Genomic DNA, 18,207 nt, shown 5'->3' on the forward strand with positions numbered 1-18,207 from the left:
CGCTATCGGGGGGCGGGCAGGAGCGGTTCCTGCGTTCCTGGTTCTCGCGGCGGGCCGTTCGTGATGTCTCGCTGTTGGAATGCCGCACCGGTCCGGGTCACCAGGCCCAGGGGCAGGCCGTTTGAGGACTCTGTCAGGTGGGTGGACCGTGCGGTTGCGGTCTCGGGGCGTGTACAAGGCGGGTGGCTGTTCCTCGGGCGGAGAGTCTCGCGCTATCGGGGGCGTGCGGCCCGAGCAGGTTCCCGGCCAAGGTGGTCGGCACCGCTTGATGATTCCGTATCCCGAATGCCGCACTGGTCCGAGCAACCACGTCCAAGAGTGCGGCCGCCCGAGGACCGGCCGGCTGGACGGACCAGTGATGGCCGCGCGTACTCGGCCGACGCAGACAAACAGCCCTCCGACGGCCACCGTCCGCAGATATCAGCCCAGGCGGAGAGCGACGGCCGCGACCTCGGCCGCGGGCGTCTGTGCAGGTCGGCGCTACTCGAGCGATACCCCGCGCGTCAGTGGCGTGGCTCGGTGTCAGCGGAGGGCGGCGGTCAGTGGTGCGGCGAGTGCGGGTGGGTCGAGGAGTTCGACGCGGACCGCGTCGCAGCCGACCCATTCGGCCGCCTCGCGTAGGGCCTCTGCCAGGTAGGTCATCGCGCGTTCGGCCTTGGCGGGGGTGTTCACCGCCGCCGGCTCCAAGGAGACCTTGCGGGCGATCAGGGTGGTGCCCTCGCGGGCCGGGTCCACTCGGCCGATCAGGCGGCCGCCGGCCAGCAGGGGCATCGTGAAGTAGCCGTGGACGCGCTTCGGCTTCGGGACGTAGGCCTCCAGGCGGTGGTCGAAGGCGAACACGCGCTGGGTGCGTTTGCGGTCCCAGACCAGTGAGTCGAACGGGGAGAGCAACGTCGTTCGGTGCCGGCCGCGCGGGGGCTCGGCCAGCGCCTCGGGATGGGCCCAGGCGGTGCCGTTGGTCCAGCCGGAGACGGTGACCGGCACCAGGCCGGTGGCCTCGACCACGCCGTCCACCTGGTCTCCGCGTACCCGCACATAGTCGGCGAGGTCGGCCCTTGTCGCCACGCCCAGGGCACGTCCGGCCCGGGTCACCAGGGTCGTGACGCACTCGTCGTCGGACAGGTCCGGCTCGCGGAGGGCGGCGGGGATGGCACGCTCCGGGAGGTCGTACACGCGGCGCCAGCCGACCCTGCGGGTGCAGACCACCTCGCCCGTGGCCAGGAGGTATTCCGCGGCGATCTTGTGGTCGGTGCGGTCGAACCACTCGCCGCCCTTTTTGGCGCCGCCGAGCCCGGTCGCGGTGAGCGGCCCGTCGGCACGCAGGCGCGCCAGGACCTCCTTGCACGCCTGCTCCGGCGTGCGGTGCCAGTGCTGCCCGCGCTCGACGTACGCGCGCCGCCGGAACGCGTAGAGCGGCCAGTCCTCGATCGGCAGCACGCACGCGGCGTGCGACCAGTATTCGAACGCCGCCGTGCCGTTCCAGTAGGCGTGCTCGACCGAGAGACGGCCGACCGCGCCCAGGCGTGCGTACGCGACCAGCTCGTGGGAGCGCGCCAGCACCGAGATCGTGTCGAGCTGTACGGCCCCAAGATGCCGAAGCGCACCGAGCGCCCGGCGCGCGCCTGGATCACGGCGCAGACCGCCACCATGGGACGGGGTGACGACACGCCCGAGGAGACCCTGGGCGCGAAGTTGGATCCGGCGTGCCTGCTCGGAGGAGAGCTCTAGGGGAGGCATGACCCGAGAGTAGAGGGCGCCACCGACAGAAAGACGGCCGGTGACAAGGGGAGGATCAGCCGTGGGGTTTGGTCGTGGCCGGGTCAGTGGCGATCTCGGGACCGCCCGACTCGCCGCGGGCGGCGGTCAGCTCCGAGTGGTGCCGTTCCTCAGGCTCGACGCGGGGGCCGTCCATGATGACGTCGTCGAAGATACGCACGGCCGCGGCGATGATTCCGCCGACCGCGACGATCCCGAGTCCGATCCAGAACAGCCACCATTTCGGATGGGGCACCAGTGCGGCACCTCCGACGCCGAACCCGATCCAGATCACGATGACCGCCAGCCATGAGCTGGCCCGGCCTGCGTGTGAGTTCTGGGCCATGCGTCCCTCCCCGCGGGATTACGCGCGTAGTCGTGCGGACGAATTGTCACACGCCCGTCGCTCAACTTTGTACACGATCGTTTGACACGATCATGGCAAACCCTGACGCGGTCGCGGACAACCCGGGTCTCGTGATAGTGACGGTTGTCCCGCTGTACGGTTGGACTCGCCTACGATGACACCGTACGGGTCGTGTATGCGCCGTCGGACACGACCCCCGGCGATACCACGAACGCTTCGAGGAGCTCCCGAGAGTGCCAGTAGTCATCGACAAGATCCTTCGCGCCGGCGAAGGCAAAGTTCTGCGTAAGCTCAAGCGGATCGCCGACCAGGTCAACTCGATCGAGGAAGACTTCGTCGACATGAGCGACGCGGAGTTGCGCGCGCTCACCGATACTTACAAGGAGCGCCTCGCCGATGGCGAGAGCCTCGACGATCTGCTTCCCGAGGCATTCGCCACGGCCCGTGAGGCGGCCAAACGCACCCTGGGCCAACGTCACTTCGACGTTCAGGTCATGGGTGGCGCGACGCTGCACATGGGCAACATCGCCGAGATGCGGACCGGTGAGGGCAAGACCCTGACCTGTGTGCTTCCCGCGTACCTCAATGCGTTGGCCGGGGAGGGCGTGCACGTCGTCACGGTCAACGACTACCTGGCCAAGCGCGACGCCGAGTGGATGGGCCGCGTGCACCAGTTCCTCGGGCTCGAGGTCGGGGTGATCCTGGCCGACATGACGCCGGACGAGCGCCGCAAGGCCTACGAGGCCGACATCACGTACGGCACGAACAACGAGTTCGGCTTCGACTACCTGCGCGACAACATGGCGTGGAGCCTGGAGGAGTGCGTCCAGCGCGGCCACAACTTCGCGATCGTGGACGAGGTCGACTCGATCCTCATCGACGAGGCGCGGACCCCGCTGATCATCTCCGGCCCCGCCGAGCAGAACTCCAAGTGGTACACCGAGTTCGCCAAGATCGTGCCGCGGCTCAAGAAGGCCACGGACGGTCCCGAGGGCGAGGACGGCGACTACCAGGTCGACGAGAAGAAGCGCACCGTCGGCATCCTGGAGACCGGGGTCGAGAAGGTCGAGGACTGGCTCGGCATCGACAACCTGTACGACTCGGTCAACACGCCGCTGGTGAGCTTCCTCAACAACGCGCTGAAGGCCAAGGAGCTCTACCGCAAGGACAAGGACTACATCGTCAACGCGGGCGAGGTCCTGATCGTCGACGAGTTCACCGGTCGAGTCCTGCACGGCCGCCGCTACAACGAGGGCATGCACCAGGCCATCGAGGCCAAGGAAGGCGTGACGATCAAGGACGAGAACCAAACTCTCGCCACGATCACGCTGCAGAACTTCTTCCGCCTCTACGACAAGCTCGGCGGCATGACCGGTACGGCGCAGACCGAGGCGGCCGAGTTCAACAAGATCTACAAGCTCGGGGTCATCCCGATCCCGACCAACAAGCCGATGATCCGTGAGGACGTCTCCGACGTCGTCTACAAGACCGAGCAGGCCAAGTTCGAGGCCGTGGTCGAGGACATCAAGGAGCGGAACGACAAGGGCCAGCCGGTCCTGGTCGGCACCACCTCGGTGGAAAAATCCGAAAAGCTCTCGCGGATGCTCAAGCGTCGCGGCATCCCGCACGAGGTGCTCAACGCCAAGCAGCACGAGCGAGAGGCCATGATCGTCGCCGAGGCCGGCCGTAAGGGCGGCGTCACGGTGGCGACCAACATGGCAGGTCGAGGCACCGACATCACGCTCGGCGGCAACCCCGACCACATCGCCGACCAGGCGCTGCACGCCCAGGGCCTCTCGCCGCTCGAGACTCCGGAGGAGTACGAGAAGGCCTGGCCCGAGGCGATCGAGAAGGCCAAGCAGGCGGTCAAGGAAGAGCACGTCGAGGTCGTCGACGCCGGCGGGCTCTACGTGCTGGCCACCGAGCGGCACGAGTCGCGGCGCATCGACAACCAGCTGCGCGGCCGTTCCGGCCGTCAGGGTGACCCGGGCGAGTCGCGGTTCTACCTCTCGCTCGAGGACGACCTGATGCGGCTGTTCAACTCGGCACGCGTCGAGGCGATCATGACCCGGCTCAACATCCCGGACGACGTGCCGATCGAGTCGAAGATCGTTTCCAACGCCATCCGGTCCGCGCAGCACCAGGTGGAGCAGCAGAACTTCGAGATCCGCAAGAACGTCCTGAAGTACGACGAGGTCCTCAACCGCCAGCGTAAGGTCATCTACGCCGAGCGCCGCCGGGTCCTCGAGGGCGCCGACCTGCACGACCAGATCGAGCGCATGATCGACGAGGTCGTCGCGGGCTACGTCACCGCGGCCACCGCCGACGGCTTCCCCGAAGAGTGGGACCTGGAGAAGCTCTGGAAGGCGTTCAAGCAGCTCTACCCGATCTCGATCAGCTCCGACGACCTGATCGAGGAGGAGGGCGGCCAGTCCGGCCTCACCGCCGAGGTGCTCACCGAGAAGATCACCGCCGACGCTCAGGCCGCCTACGTCACGCGCGAGGAGGAGCTGGGCGCCGAGGTCCTTCGTGAGCTGGAGCGCCGCGTCATCCTGTCGGTCCTGGACCGCAAGTGGCGCGAGCACCTCTACGAGATGGACTACCTCCAGGAGGGCATCGGGCTGCGGGCCATGGCTCAGCGCGACCCGCTGGTCGAATACCAGCGCGAGGGTTACGACATGTTCACCGCGATGCTCGAGGGCATCAAGGAGGAGTCGGTCGGCTACCTGTTCAACCTCGAGGTGGAGATCGCCGACGAGGAGCAGCAGTCGGCCGTCGCCGGCGTCGGCGCGGCCCCGGTCCAGCTGACCGACACCGCCGAGACGGCAGAGACCGCCGAGGACACCCCCGAGATCGTCGCCAAGGGCCTGGACGAGTCCAGCCGGCCGCAGGGCCTGAGCTACAGCGCCCCCACCGTCGACGGCGAGGGTGGCGTCGAGACCCACACCGACAACGGCGAAGACGCCTACGTCGGGGTCTCGCGCAACGACCCCTGCCCCTGTGGTTCGGGCAAGAAGTTCAAGCGCTGCCACGGTGACCCGCGAAACAGTTGATCGTGTAGCACCGCAAGACCGACCGGCCCCGGGGGATCCCCCCGGGGCCGTCGGCGTCTCAGAAAGAAAAAGGGAACAGGACGGCGTGATCGCACCAAGTACCTGATGACCGACGCATCCGCGCCGAGAGGAGAAACGGTGGCGATCAAAACATCTCCAGGCGCCGGGGAGGTGCACGACAGCAGGACGATCAGCGCGTCCCTCACGGACCCGGAGAGGTTCGCCGAGATCTTCCATCGGCACTGGGACGAGATACACCGCTACATCGCGCGAAGGCTGGGTCCGGAGCCGGCCGAGGACGTTGGCGCCGAGACCTTCACCGTCGCCTTCCGCAACCGCGGGCGCTACGACCTGACGAGGACGGACGCCCGGCCCTGGCTGTACGGCATCGCGACCAACCTCATCGGCCAGCACCGCCGGGCCGAACGCCGCCGCCACCGGCTACTGGCGCGGACCGGCGCGGACCGGGTGAGCGCGTCCTTCACCGACAGCAGCGACGCACGGGTGACCGCGGAGCGACTCGGCCCCCGCGTCGCCTCGGTGCTGGCCGGTCTGCCGGCCGGCGAGCGTGACCTGCTCCTCCTGATCGCCTGGGCGGACCTGACGTACGAGGAGGCCGCGGAAGCGCTCGGCGTGCCCATGGGCACGGTCCGGTCGCGCCTCCACCGCGTCCGCAAGAAGATCCGCCGGGCGTTCGGCGACATCGACCCGACATCTCTTCGGGAGGCACCGGAATGAACGACCAGGAGATCGGGCTCGTCCGCCGCGCCCGTCCGGCCGGCCCGCGGTCCGACCCCGCGGTGAAGGCGCGGGCATGGGCCCGCCTGCACGCCGAGTTCGACGCGCCGCCGGCGCGGACCGGCCCACGGACGCCGCGCCGGCACGTCGCCTGGCGGCTCGCGGCCGTCGGGGTGGTGGCGGCCGGTACGGCCGTGGCGGTCGCCGTGACCCAGACCGGCCGGTCCACGCCGCCGATGACGCTGACACCGGGTGACGGCCGGCCCGCCCGCGTGCTGGAACTGGCGGCTCAGCAGGTCGAGCGGCAGACGGTCCCCCGGCCGAGGCCGGACCAGTGGGTCTACAGTCCGCAGCTCAAGAACTGGGCCATCGCCCCGGGCAACACGATCGGGACGCTGAGAGGCAAGGTCAAGGTCGAGCAGTGGTGGAGGTTCGACGGCAGGGAGATCGCGTCCTCCACGCAGGGCTCACCGCTGGAGACGCAGGACGTCCTCCGCCCGGGAGAAAAGCTCAGGCCCCGGCGCGGTCACGGAGCCGTGTCCGGCCCCGCGATCTGGAGGAGTTCGCCACGCGCGCTCTATGACTACGTGGCCACGCTGCCCACCGACCCGGTCGCACTGCTCGCGAAGATCCGGCACGACACGAAGGACTCCGGGAACGGCCGGAGGAGCTTCGGGCGGATCGAACAGATCCTCGATGACGACAAACTCGTCCCGCCGAAGACGAACGCGGCGCTCTACCGGGCCCTCGCCAGGATTCCCGGCGTCACGGTCGTCCCGGGAGTGAAGGACCTGGCCGGGCGTCCCGGCGTGGCGGTGACCCGGGCCGACCAGGGCAGTCTCCAGCAGATCATCCTGGACCGGAAGACGTATCGCTTCCTCGGCGTACGGATGACCCTCACCGAGGACGAGATCTTGAAGGGGAAGGTCTGGCGACACGCAGGTGAGGTGCTGAACGACTCGGCGGACCTGGACGGGCGCGTGGTCGACGGTCCTGGACAGCGCTGAACGCGAGGGCCTTCCCTCCGGGGGAAGGCCCTCGCGGCTCTCATCCGGGTGGCACGGTCGTCTCGACGGCGGCGCACCGCCATCGGCCCCGTTCGTGCTCCAGCCGCAGGGCCAGGGCCTGGACGCGATGCCCGAAGGTCGCGACCACCGCGACCTCGGCCACACCTGGTGCGGGCTCGCAGACCCGGAGCCGGCTCAGCTTCGGCGCGGCCCGGCCCGGGACGCGAGCGGCGAGGGACTCGAGCCGCTCGAACAGCGACGGGGTCGTGCGCCCCGCCAGATGGTGGTAGGGCCGCACGCCGGCCAGTACGTCCAGGACGAGCTGGGCGATCAGCCGCGCCTCGGCACGTAAGGCCGTCGGCCGGTCCGGGCAGCCCTCGCGTACGACGCCGAGCACCGGCCGGGGCACGCGCCCGGGTGGAGGGCCGGAGTCCAGGGCGACCGCCAGGGACCCGTACACCGCGATCCCCATCGGGACCTGCCCGCCGTACGGGATGAGCCGGATCAGGGCCGGGCGGCGTACGGGTGGTCGTTTGCGCATCGCGAACCTCCGGAGGTGACGGCCGCCACGCGGCGGCAGCCACAAAGAGGGCTCAGAGCGCGAATTGATACGTCGTGGCCGGATGCGGACAGGTCACGGCCGGGACGAGACCCGGCACCTAACGGCCCCGGGCCGGCGCCCGGGGCCGTTCACATGCGTCCGGGCCGAGGGCGGCTCAGAAGTCCAGCTCGACCCCGTGTCCCACGTCGCCCCCGCCGGGGTCATCACTGAAATACCTCGTGACGACCGCCAGCCACTGCCCGTTGACGAGCCGGTAGCCCACCGCCTCATCGCTGTCGGCGCCGCTGAGCACGGTGTGCCAGCAGTTGCCGGGCGGCTCGACGAAGGAGGGGTACTCCTTCTCGTAGAGGAAAAAGCAGTCGCTGTGTTCAGCCGACTACTTACGCATACGAGATGCGGACCGAAAGGTTCAGCGCCTGCTTCGGCAAGGGTCGGCCCCGGGCACGGCACGGCTGGCGTCGAGATGCGGGCGGCCGGCGACTCGGCAGTCCGGGCACGTCAGGGCCGGGACGAGACCCGGTTCCGCCTCGGGATCTCCAGAGCGCTGTGCAACTGGTAGCGGTCCGCCCGGTACGTGGACACCGCGAGCTCGACGCAGGTGCCGTTCATGAACGACCGTCGCTGCAGCAGGAGCACGGCGCTGCCGCGGGCCAGGTCGAGCAGGCGTGCGTCGGCCACGTCGGCGATGCCGGCCTCGATGGTCTGCTCGCCGGCGTCGAAGATGATCCCGAAGCGCGTCTCCAGCACGTCGTACAGCGACGCGTCACTGAGCGGGCTGTCCGGCAGGCCCGGGGCGACGGTCACCGGGATGTGGGAGCGCTCGACGGCCATGGGCTCGCCGTCGGCGGTGCGCAGGCGTTCGATCACGTGCACCCCGGTGCCCGGCGGGACGTCGAAGATCCGGGCGAGGTGGGCGTTGGCCGGCGTGGTGCGGCGGTCGAGGTCGCGAGCGCCGGGCTCGAGGCCACGGGCGCGCATGTCCTCGGTGAACGAGACGAGGCGCAGCGGCATCTCGATCTTGGGTCGGGCCACGAAGGTGCCCTTGCCCGGCACGCGGTACAGCCGGCCCTCGGTGACCAGATGATCGACGGCCTGCCGAACCGTCATCCGCGACAGCCCGAACCGCTGGCACAGCTCCCGCTCGGACGGGATCGGAGCGTCGACCGGTAGTTCGGCGTCCTCGATCAGGTCGAGGAGGATCTCCCGGAGCTGGAAGTACTTGGGCACGGGGCTGGTCGGATCGATCTTGCCCATTGGGTACCTCTGGCAGCAGAGTCGGGGAGTGAAGTATGGTTCATACTGGTCTAGTCCGGACTAGACCACACGTCCAGTTAGCGTGTCAATGCAGGTCAGGGCTACGAAGGCGTAACGACGCGATCACAGTCTGCCCGGTGACCGCAAGCAGGCACGGCCCGGACGGACAAGCCGTACGGCACACGGCGAAGGAGATCCCATGACCACCCGGATGCGTACTGAGATCGGTGAGCAGGGCACCGCGCTGCGCGAGACCCTCGACGCGCTGTTGCCCCGCGTGGCCGAGGTGGGCATCCTGGGCCGCGAGACCCGGCAGGTGCTGTTCATCGCGCGCGGTTCCTCGGACAACGCGGCCGTCTACGGCAGCTATCTGATCCAGACCCAGGCCGGGCGGCTGGCCACCCTCGCCTCGCCGTCGATCGCGACCACGTACAAGAAGAAGATCGACCTCTCCGGCGTGCTCGCCGTGGCGATCAGCCAGTCGGGCAAGACCGAGGAGATCGTCGAGACGCTCGACTGGGCCGCCGACTGCGGCGCGCGTACGGTCGCGGTCACCAACGGCGAGGGTTCGCCGCTGGCCGAGGCCGCCCAGCTGGCCCTGGTCACCCGGGCTGGCGACGAACTGGCCGTGCCCGCGACCAAGACCTACACCACGCAGCTCGCGGCGCTGGCCGTCCTCGGCATCGGCCTGGGCGCCGAGGTCGACATCGCCGACCTGCGCCGGGCGCCCGACGAGGTCGACCGGCTGATCGCGGCGACCGAGGCCGCGGACGCGCTGCCCGAGATCGTGGAGGAGCTCGCGGGTGTGCCCGGCGCGGTCGTGTCCGGACGCGGCATGGCCTACGGCACCGCGCTGGAGTTCGCGATCAAGCTGAAGGAGGCGTGCTACCTGCACGCCATGGGCCTGTCGTACGCGGACCTGCTGCACGGGCCGATCGCGGTCGTGGACGACGACACCCCCGCGATCGTCGTGGCGGCCGACTCCGGCCCGACGCTGCCCGCCGCGGTCGCGCTGGCCGAGCGGGTCACGGCGGCGGGCGCGAAGGCGTACGGCATCGGCGGCGGCCGTATGCTGGCCGGTGCGTCCACGCGTGCGCTCCCCGGTCCGGACCTGCCGGAGTGGGTCGCACCACTTGCCTTGATCGTGCCCGGTCAGCTGATCACCGAACGGCTGGCCCGCAGGCTCGGGATCGATCCCGACATGCCGCGCGGCCTCGGCAAGGTGACGCAGACCGATTCGTAATGGGGGAGTTCGCAATGGCCGAGCGCCGTGTCACGGTCCAATCCGAGGCGGGGCTGCACGCCCGTCCCGCCGCTCTGTTCGTCCAGGCCGCCACGAAGGCGCCGATGGACGTCGCCGTCGGCCGGCCGGACGCCGATCCGGTCAACGCCAAGAGCATCCTGTCCGTGATCGGGCTCGACGTGCGCCACGGCGAGGAGATCGTGATCATCGCCGAGGGAGACGGGGCGGACTCCGCCCTCGACGAGCTCGCCGCGACGGTGACCGCGAGCGGTGCCTGACCGCCTGAGTGGTCTCGGCGTCAGCCCCGGCATCGGAGCCGGACCGGTACGCGTGATCGCGGGCGCCGTGCCCGAGCCACCTGCGGGCGAGCGTCACCCCGGCGACGCCGCCGCCGAGACCGGGCGCGCGCTCGGCGCCCTCGAAACGGTCGCCGCCGACCTGGAAGAACGCGGCACGAAGGCCGGTGGCGAGGCACAGGACGTGCTGACCGCCCAGGCCATGATGGCCCGGGACCCGGGCCTGGCCGAGCTCGCCGGACAGAAGATCGCCGGCGGCTCCTCGGCGCCGCGTGCGGTGCACGAGGCGTTCGGGGTGTTCCGCGAGATGCTGGCCGGCGCCGGCGACTACCTCGCCGCACGCGTCGCCGACCTGGACGACATCCGCGACCGGGCGATCGCCGTCCTCCTGGGCGTGCCGATGCCGGGCATCCCCGCTTCCGACCAGCCGTTCGTGCTGGTCGCACGCGACCTGGCCCCGGCCGACACGGCCCTGCTGGACCCCGCGAAGGTCGTCGGCTTCGTCACCGAAGAGGGCGGCCCGACCAGCCACACCGCGATCCTGGCCCGCTCGATGGGCGTACCCGCGGTCGTCGCCTGCCCCGGCTGTACGGCGCTGGCCGAGGGCACCGTCGTGCTGGTCGACGGCGTCTCCGGAGAGGTACGCCCCGGCCCGTCCGCCGACGAGGTGGAGCGGGCACGCTCGGCCGCGGCGGCGCGTACCGCCGCCCTCACCGTCACCGGACCGGGCACGACCGCGGACGGTCACGCGGTGCCCCTGCTGGCCAACGTGGGCGGCCCACAGGACGTGCCCGCCGCGCTGGAGTACGGAGCCGAGGGCGTCGGCCTGTTCCGCACCGAGTTCCTGTTCCTGGACCGTACGACGCCGCCGGGGGAGGAGGAGCAGGAGGCCGCCTACCGTGCCGTGCTGGAGGCGTTTCCGTACGTCGTCGTACGGACCCTCGACGCCGGCGCGGACAAGCCCCTCGCCTTCCTGCCCGCCGTCGCGGACGAGCCCAACCCCGCCCTCGGCGAACGCGGCCTCCGGATGCTGCGGCGCCATCCCGAGGTGATCGAGGGTCAGCTGCGCGCCCTCGCCAGGGCGGCCGAGGCACTCCCGGTGGAGTTGCTCGTCATGGCGCCGATGGTGGCCGACGCCGCGGAGGCCCGTGACTTCGCCGGGCTGTGCCATGCGGCCGGCATCGGGCGGGCCGGCGTCATGATCGAGATCCCCTCGGCCGCGCTGCGGGCCCGTGACCTGGCCGCCGAGGCCGACTTCTTCAGCATCGGCACCAACGACCTCGCCCAGTACGCCTTCGCGGCCGACCGGCAGGTGGGCGCGCTGAGCCGGTTGCAGGATCCGTGGCAGCCCGCGCTACTCGACCTGGTCGCGCTGGCCGCCAGGGGCGCGGGTGGCAAGGCCTGCGGAGTGTGCGGTGAGGCGGCCGGTGACCCGGCGCTGGCCTGCGTGCTGACCGGGCTGGGCGTCACGTCGCTGTCGATGAGCCCGCCCGCCCTTCCGGCCGTACGCGCCGCGCTCGCCGCCCATACGACCGAGCAGTGCCGCCGGGCCGCGGCCGCCGCCCGCGCGGCACGTGACGCCGCCACCGCGCGCAGGGACGCACGTGCCGAGCTTCCCGGGCTGGCCGCCCTCGGCCTGTAGTGCGCCTTACCGGCGCCATCACACGGCAGTAAGGGCTGGTGAGCAGGGCAGGTTTGCTCTCCACCCGTGGAGTAACTAGCGTCGTGCGCGTGCGACGGACGCCCGGCTGGAAGCTCGTGACCGCTCTCGCTGCCGCTGCGATGGCCGCTTCGGCCTGCCACGAACCCGGGGCGAGCTCGGCCACCAGCCCCTCTTCGCCGTCCTCGTCGAAGCCCGCGTCCCCGACGCCGACACCGACACCGACACCGACGGAGGTCGCGCTCGTCAAGAAGATGAGCACGGCCGAAAAGGTCGGCCAGCTGTTCATGCCGACCATCCCCGGCTCGACCCCGTCGGCCGGGGCCGCCCTCGTCAAGCGCTACCACCTCGGCGGCGTCATCTACTTCCCGCTCAACCTGCACACCCCGCGGCAGACCGCGGAGCTGTCCAACGGACTGCAGAAGGCCGCGCTGAAGAACGGCGGCGTACCGCTGGTCATCAGCACCGACGAGGAGCAGGGGCCCGTCTCACGGCTTCCCTACGTCACCCGCTTCCCGTCCAACAAGCTGCTTGCCTCGACCAAGGACCCCGACGAGGACACCCGCCTGGCGGCGAAGGTCACCGGCGAGGAGCTCATGGCGGTCGGCATCAACCAGGACAACGCGCCCGACGCCGACGTGAACATCAACCCGCACAACCCGGTGATCGGTGTGCGGTCCTTCGGCGCGAACCCGAGCAAGGTCGCCCACCTCGACGGCGTGGCGATCGACGCCTACCGCGCCACCGGCGTCGCGGTCGTGGCCAAGCACTTTCCCGGCCACGGCGACACCGCCACCGACAGCCACACCGGCCTGCCGATCATCAACCACACCAAGGCCCAGTGGGAGCGCATCGACGCGCCGCCGTTCAAGGCCGCGATCGACCACCACGCCGATGTCATCATGACCGCGCACATCGTCGTCCCCGGCCTGGAAAAGTCCCGGCTCCCGGCGACGATGTCCAAGACGGTGCTGACCGGACTGCTCCGCGGCAAGCTCGGCTACCAAGGCGTGATCATCACCGACTCCCTCCAGATGACCGGGGCGACGATCAAGTTCGGCCCGGAGGAGGCGGCGGTACGCGCGGTCGTGGCCGGCGCCGACATGCTGCTCATGCCGCGCAGCCTCGGACGCGCCTACAACGCGGTCCTCGCCGCGGTGAAGTCCGGCCGGATCTCGCGCAGCCGCCTCGACGACGCCGTGACCAGGATCATCCGGATGAAGAACGAGCGCGGGATGTTCCACCCGTACGTCAGCGTGGCCAAGGCTGGCCGCGTCATCGGCTCGAAGGCGCATCGGGCGGCGGCGCGCAAGGTCGCCGCCGACGTACGTGCCGGCGCTTGATGTCCGCTGTCGGCCGTTGACGCCGAGACCTGAGCGTGACTAAGTTTCAGGAGCTGGCCAGGGCCAGTCATTTTCTTTCGCGCATCTCGGGGGCGGAAGGAGTTATCGATGTCCCGTCGCCGACGGTTCATTGCGGTAGGTACGGCGTCACTCGTGGCCATGGCCGGTCTGGGAGCAGGCACCGCGAACGCCGCCAAGGCCGGGCACCAGCCCGGCAAGGACAGAGGAGTCCTGAAGATCCTCAACAGGATGACGCTCGAGGAGAAGGTCGCCCAGCTGTTCGTGCTGCAGGTCTACGGCACGAGCGCGGACACGACCGATCCCACGGCCGTCGCCGCCAACCAGAAACTGTGGGGCGTCGACAACGCCCAGCAGCTGATCGCCAAGTACCACCCCGGCGGGATCATCTACTACTACGTCGACCCGCCCAACCTCGTCAGTCCCCAGCAGGTCGCCCACCTGTCCAACGGGATCCAGCAGGCGGCCATGCACACGCGGGTGCCGATCCCGGCGACCATCACCACGGACCAGGAGCAGGGCTCCATCGTCACGCGGGTCCCGGCGCCGTTCACGCAGTTCCCGGGCGCCCAGGCGCTCGGCGCGGCGCGCTCACCGCAGGACGCGTACACCACGTCGAAGATCACCGGCGAAGAGCTCAAGGCGATCGGGATCACTCAGGACTACGCTCCCGACTCCGACGTGAACGTCAACCCGGCCAACCCGGTGATCGGCGTCCGTTCTCCGGGGTCCGACCCGTCGCTGGTGGCCCAGATCGCGCCCGCCGAGGTCGACGGCTACCAGGCCGCGGGCATCATCGCCACGGCCAAGCACTTCCCGGGTCACGGTGACACCGACACCGACAGCCACACCGGTGTGCCGATCATCAACCACACCAAGGAGCAGTGGGAGCAGATCGACGAGCCGCCGTTCAAGGCGGACATCGCGCACGGCGTCGACTCGATCATGACGGCGCACATCATCGTTCCGGCGCTGGACCCCTCCGGTGACCCGGCGACGCTCTCCAAGCCGATCCTCACCGGCATTCTCCGCGACCAGCTGCACTACAAGGGCGTCATCGTCACCGATGCCCTCGGCATGGCGGGACTCCGCGCCAAGTACGGCGACGACCGGATCCCCGTGCTGGCGGTCAAGGCCGGCGTGGACCAGCTGGAAAAGCCTCCGGCGGACGACAGCGGCAAGGGCCTGTACGGCCTCCAGCGCGACTCTCTGGTCAACGCGGTCAAGAGCGGCGAGATCAGCGAGTCGCGCATCGACCAGTCCGTGTACCGGATTCTCAAGCAGAAGCTCGACCACGGTCTGTTCAAGCACCCTTACGTCGACGAGAGCAAGGTCGCGTCCCGCGTGGGCACGCCCGCGCACCTGGCGGCGGAGCAACGCATCACCGACAAGACGACCACGCTGGTCAAGAACGACGCCCTGCCGCTGAAGAAGGCCGGCCAGAAGGTCTTCGTCACCGGCTACGGCGTCACGACCACCCAGACGCTCGCCAATGACATCGCCAAGCGCGGGGCGGTCACCTCGGTGCTGCAGACGGGCACCACCCCGTCGCAGGCGACGATCGACCAGTCGGTGGCCCAGGCCGCGAACAACGACGTCACCGTGGTCACCACCAATGCCGCGTGGAACAGCACGGCACAGCAGAACCTCGTCAAGGCGCTGGTGGCCACGGGCAAGCCGGTGATCGTGGCGTCGGTGCGCGACGCGTACGACATCGGATACTTCCCCGACGTCAAGAACTACCTGGTGACGTACGGCTACACGCCCGCGTCGCTGGAGTCGCTCACCAAGGTGCTGTTCGGTGAGATCAGTCCGAAGGGCAAGCTGCCGGTCATGATCCCGGTGGCCGGCCATCCCGACCAGACGCTCTATCCGTACGGCTACGGCCTGAGCTTCGGCAAGTGATCGAACGGGTGCGGGACGACGGTGAGCCCGCCGTTCCGCACCCGGCCCTAGCGTTCGAGCCGGTGTACGGCCAGGCGCGCGGCTCCGAGGGCTCCGTCGCCCGCGAGTACGGGGTCGACGCCGAACCTCGCGGACAGGCCGGCGCGTACGCCGTCGGCCACCGGCCCGCTCTCCAGCAGGGATCCGGCGACCACCAGGCCATGCTCGTCCCGTCCGCCGAGCAGGCCGTTCAGCGCGGGGCGTACGGCGTCGGCGTCCTCCAGGAGGTGCCGGACCGCCCTCTCGATGATCTCGAGGGCGACCGGGTCGCCCGCCTCGGCGGCCGCGCTCACGAGCGGGGCCACCCCGCCGATCGAGGCGGGCTGCCCGGCGTAGACCTTCTTGATGATCGCCTGGGGCAGGTCGGTCCCGGACCACGTGAGGCCCGCGGTCGGTGCCCCGCTCGCCATGGCGATGCCCGGGTCCAGCTCCGCCAGGAGCGGCCCGGAGGCCTCCCCCAGCAGGGCCCGCGGCACGGTCCCGGCGAGGAGCGTCGCACGGCCACGGCCGTCGTAGGCGCGCATCACGGCGCGTACGGCCTCGCGCCCGATCCACACCGCGGATCCCTCGTCGCCGATCAGATAGCCGTTGGCGTCGGCGCGGCGCTCGATCTCGCCGGCGTTGACGACGGCCGCGCCCGCTCCGGTTCCGGCGAAGACCACGAGGCCGACCGGCTCCGTGCTGCCGGCGGCGTACGCGACCGGGATGTCGGTGATCACCTCGGGCTCGCCCGTGATGCCCGCGGCCTCCCAGGCGGCGTTGGCGGAGGCGACCGCGCGTGGCCGGTTGGCGGCGCCCGCACCGGCGATGCCGAAGACGCCCCCGGCGACGAGTGCCGGATCGAGGTCCTTGATCGCCGTGGTGAGGGCCGTGGTCAGCGCGCTGGTCAGCTCGGTGGCGCTGCCGCCGCCGGAGTTCGGGTTGGCGCCGGGTCCGACGCCGTAGCCCGCGACCGTGCCGTCGAGCGTGATGATCGCGGCCCGCGTCCGGGTGCCACCGGCGTCGACGCCGACCACGTAGGGACCGATCGGGTTAGAGCACACATAGTGACCGTAGAACATTGCCCGTTGACATCACATTGTTTTCGTAAGAAACTTTCCGCCATGAGGAAGGTCGGGCCCGAATCCGGGCTGGGGGCCGACGCCGCAGGCGCATCTCCGCTCAGCACAGTCGTACGCGTCCGTTCGTTGCTGCCATCGCTGCCACCCGCGGAAGCGCGGGTCGCACAGCGGGTCATCGACAGTCCGGAGGCGGTCGCCAACTCCACGATCACCGAGCTCGCACAGGCGTGCGGCACATCAGAGACCACGGTCATCCGGTTCTGCCGGGCGATCGGCTTCTCCGGCTATCCGGAGCTCCGGCTGACGCTGGCCACCGAGGCAGGGCGGGCACAGGGAGTGACCGGCGGCCGGGACGTCGGCAGCGACATCAGCACGGACGATACGCTGGAACAGGTCGTCGAGAAGATTGCCTTTGCCGATGCCCGCGCGGTCGAGGAGACCGCCAACCAGCTCGACATCCAGGTGCTCGACCAAGTGGTCACGGCGATCGCGGCGGCCCGCCGGGTCGACATCTACGGCGTGGGCGCCAGCGCCTTCGTGGCCTCGGACTTCCAGCAGAAGATGCACCGGATCGGCCGGACCTCCTACGCGTGGTCCGACGCTCACATCATGCTCACCAGCGCAGCGGTCCTCGGACCGAACGACGTCGCCGTCGGGATCTCCCACACGGGGTCGACGGTGGAGACGATCGATGCCCTCAGCGTGGCCAAGCGCCGCGGTGCCACGACGGTGGCGCTCACCAACTTCCCTCGCTCTCCGATCGCCGACGCCGCCGATCTCGTACTCACGACGGCGGCGAGGGAGACGACGTTCCGATCCGGAGCGACGGCGAGCCGGCTGGCCCAGCTCACCGTGATCGACTGCGTGTTCGTCGGCATCGCGCAGCGTACGACCGGGACCCGTGAGCATCTGGAGGCGACACTCGAGGCGGTCACGGTCCGCCGAGTGCGTCCCGAGCGGAGGCGCAGGTGAACGACAGCATGCCCCTGGCGGTGCTGAAGGGCGTACCCACCGAGGTACGCAATCCACGCACCACCGAGATCGACGTGCTGCCCACATTGGAGATACTGCGGCTCATCAATGCCGAGGACACGCTGGTGCCCGCCGCGGTCGCGGAGGCGTTGCCCCAGGTCGCCAAGGCGGTCGACCTCGAGGTCGAGGCGCTCCGTGCCGGCGGCCGGGTGCACTACTTCGGCGCGGGCACCTCGGGACGGCTCGCCGTCCTGGACGCCGCGGAGCTTCCGCCGACCTTCGGCATCGATCCCAGCCTGGTGGTCGCCCACCACGCGGGCGGCTTCGGCGCGATCTCCCAGGCGATCGAGAACGTCGAGGACGACGCCGCGCTCGGCGCCAGCGACGCGGGTGACGTGAACGAAGGCGACGTCGCCGTCGGCATCACCGCGAGCGGGCGCACGCCGTACGTCGTGGGGGCGCTGCGCGCGGCCGCGGAGGCCGGCGCGCACACCGTGCTGATCAGCTCCAACCCGGCCGCCGCGGCCGGTACGGAGGTCGAGGTTCACATCGCGGTGGACACCGGACCGGAGGCCGTGTCGGGTTCGACGCGGATGAAGGCCGGCACCGCGGCCAAGCTCGTGCTCAACGCGATGTCCACGACGGCGATGGTGCGGCTCGGCCGCACCTACTCCAACCTCATGGTCAGCATGAGCGCGCTCAACTCCAAGCTCCGCGGCCGCCTCGTCAAGATCCTGGTCGAGGCGACCGGTATGGACGCGGAGACGTGCGAGACCGCCCTGGCCGACGCGGCAGGCGACACGCGCACCGCCCTTGTCTCCCTGTTGTGCGACGTCTCACCGGGTCGCGCCGCCGAAGCCCTCGCCGGCTCCGGTGGCTCCGTCCGTGAGGCGATGAGCACGATCCACGGAGATGCCTGATACCCGGGGGTAAG

Annotated in this window: 16 protein-coding genes; 10 read left to right on the top strand and 6 right to left on the bottom strand. The window is 70.2% G+C overall.

Going from position 1 to position 18,207, the window contains the following annotated elements; all coding sequences use genetic code 11:
- Positions 1–522: 522 nt before the first annotated feature.
- Positions 523–1,737, bottom strand: coding sequence for a winged helix-turn-helix domain-containing protein (locus FB559_RS19700; protein WP_141956991.1), 1,215 nt, complete (start codon positions 1,735–1,737; stop codon positions 523–525).
- 55 nt (positions 1,738–1,792) lie between these two features.
- Positions 1,793–2,101: an HGxxPAAW family protein gene (locus tag FB559_RS19705; RefSeq protein ID WP_246121758.1), complete on the bottom strand. Its 309-nt coding sequence runs from the start codon at positions 2,099–2,101 to the stop codon at positions 1,793–1,795.
- A gap of 254 nt (positions 2,102–2,355) precedes the next feature.
- Here FB559_RS19705 and secA point away from each other — a divergent pair, with 254 nt between their 5' ends.
- The 3 genes from secA to FB559_RS19720 all read left to right on the top strand — a co-directional run bounded on the left by secA (position 2,356) and on the right by FB559_RS19720 (position 6,920).
- Entirely contained in the window at positions 2,356–5,175 is a 2,820-nt protein-coding gene (gene secA / locus FB559_RS19710) for a preprotein translocase subunit SecA (protein ID WP_141956992.1), read from the top strand.
- 138 nt (positions 5,176–5,313) lie between these two features.
- Positions 5,314–5,913 carry an RNA polymerase sigma factor gene (locus FB559_RS19715; RefSeq protein WP_246121759.1) on the top strand — a complete coding sequence of 200 codons (600 nt, stop codon included), beginning with the start codon at positions 5,314–5,316 and terminating at the stop codon, positions 5,911–5,913.
- Positions 5,910–6,920 carry a CU044_5270 family protein gene (locus FB559_RS19720; RefSeq protein ID WP_141956994.1) on the top strand — a complete coding sequence of 337 codons (1,011 nt, stop codon included), beginning with the start codon at positions 5,910–5,912 and terminating at the stop codon, positions 6,918–6,920. Before FB559_RS19715 ends, FB559_RS19720 begins: the two co-directional genes overlap by 4 nt.
- A 40-nt stretch (positions 6,921–6,960) precedes the next feature.
- Here the strand turns inward: FB559_RS19720 and FB559_RS19725 are convergent, their stop codons facing one another.
- The 3 genes from FB559_RS19725 to FB559_RS19730 form a co-directional block, all read right to left on the bottom strand.
- Entirely contained in the window at positions 6,961–7,461 is a 501-nt protein-coding gene (locus FB559_RS19725) for an Rv3235 family protein (protein ID WP_141956995.1), read from the bottom strand.
- A gap of 175 nt (positions 7,462–7,636) precedes the next feature.
- A complete protein-coding gene (locus FB559_RS43990) occupies positions 7,637–7,774 on the bottom strand; it encodes a hypothetical protein (protein ID WP_185792302.1) in 138 nt (45 codons plus the stop codon).
- A 206-nt stretch (positions 7,775–7,980) separates the two neighbouring features.
- Entirely contained in the window at positions 7,981–8,736 is a 756-nt protein-coding gene (locus FB559_RS19730) for a GntR family transcriptional regulator (RefSeq protein ID WP_141956996.1), read from the bottom strand.
- Positions 8,737–8,935: 199 nt separating this feature from the next.
- Between FB559_RS19730 and FB559_RS19735 the strand changes: the two genes are divergently transcribed.
- The 5 genes from FB559_RS19735 (at position 8,936) to FB559_RS19755 (ending at position 15,201) form a co-directional block, all read left to right on the top strand.
- Positions 8,936–9,979: an SIS domain-containing protein gene (locus tag FB559_RS19735; protein WP_141956997.1), complete on the top strand. Its 1,044-nt coding sequence runs from the start codon at positions 8,936–8,938 to the stop codon at positions 9,977–9,979.
- A 14-nt stretch (positions 9,980–9,993) separates the two neighbouring features.
- Complete coding sequence (locus FB559_RS19740; RefSeq protein ID WP_141956998.1) at positions 9,994–10,257, top strand: HPr family phosphocarrier protein; 264 nt, start codon at positions 9,994–9,996, stop codon at positions 10,255–10,257.
- Positions 10,250–11,917, top strand: a complete 1,668-nt coding sequence (gene ptsP, locus FB559_RS19745; RefSeq protein WP_141956999.1) for a phosphoenolpyruvate--protein phosphotransferase — start codon at positions 10,250–10,252, stop codon at positions 11,915–11,917. Before FB559_RS19740 ends, ptsP begins: the two co-directional genes overlap by 8 nt.
- An 89-nt stretch (positions 11,918–12,006) precedes the next feature.
- Complete coding sequence (locus tag FB559_RS19750; protein WP_246121761.1) at positions 12,007–13,278, top strand: glycoside hydrolase family 3 protein; 1,272 nt, start codon at positions 12,007–12,009, stop codon at positions 13,276–13,278.
- 108 nt (positions 13,279–13,386) lie between these two features.
- Positions 13,387–15,201 carry a glycoside hydrolase family 3 protein gene (locus FB559_RS19755; protein ID WP_141957000.1) on the top strand — a complete coding sequence of 605 codons (1,815 nt, stop codon included), beginning with the start codon at positions 13,387–13,389 and terminating at the stop codon, positions 15,199–15,201.
- Between the two features lie 47 nt (positions 15,202–15,248).
- Here the strand turns inward: FB559_RS19755 and FB559_RS19760 are convergent, their stop codons facing one another.
- Complete coding sequence (locus FB559_RS19760) at positions 15,249–16,283, bottom strand: N-acetylglucosamine kinase (RefSeq protein WP_246121763.1); 1,035 nt, start codon at positions 16,281–16,283, stop codon at positions 15,249–15,251.
- Between the two features lie 60 nt (positions 16,284–16,343).
- Here FB559_RS19760 and FB559_RS19765 point away from each other — a divergent pair, with 60 nt between their 5' ends.
- Positions 16,344–17,273, top strand: coding sequence for a MurR/RpiR family transcriptional regulator (locus tag FB559_RS19765; protein ID WP_141957001.1), 930 nt, complete (start codon positions 16,344–16,346; stop codon positions 17,271–17,273).
- Between the two features lie 8 nt (positions 17,274–17,281).
- Positions 17,282–18,193, top strand: a complete 912-nt coding sequence (gene murQ / locus FB559_RS19770; protein WP_141961802.1) for an N-acetylmuramic acid 6-phosphate etherase — start codon at positions 17,282–17,284, stop codon at positions 18,191–18,193.
- Positions 18,194–18,207: the final 14 nt, after the last annotated feature.

The organism is Actinoallomurus bryophytorum (assembly GCF_006716425.1).
Classification (GTDB): domain Bacteria; phylum Actinomycetota; class Actinomycetes; order Streptosporangiales; family Streptosporangiaceae; genus Actinoallomurus; species Actinoallomurus bryophytorum.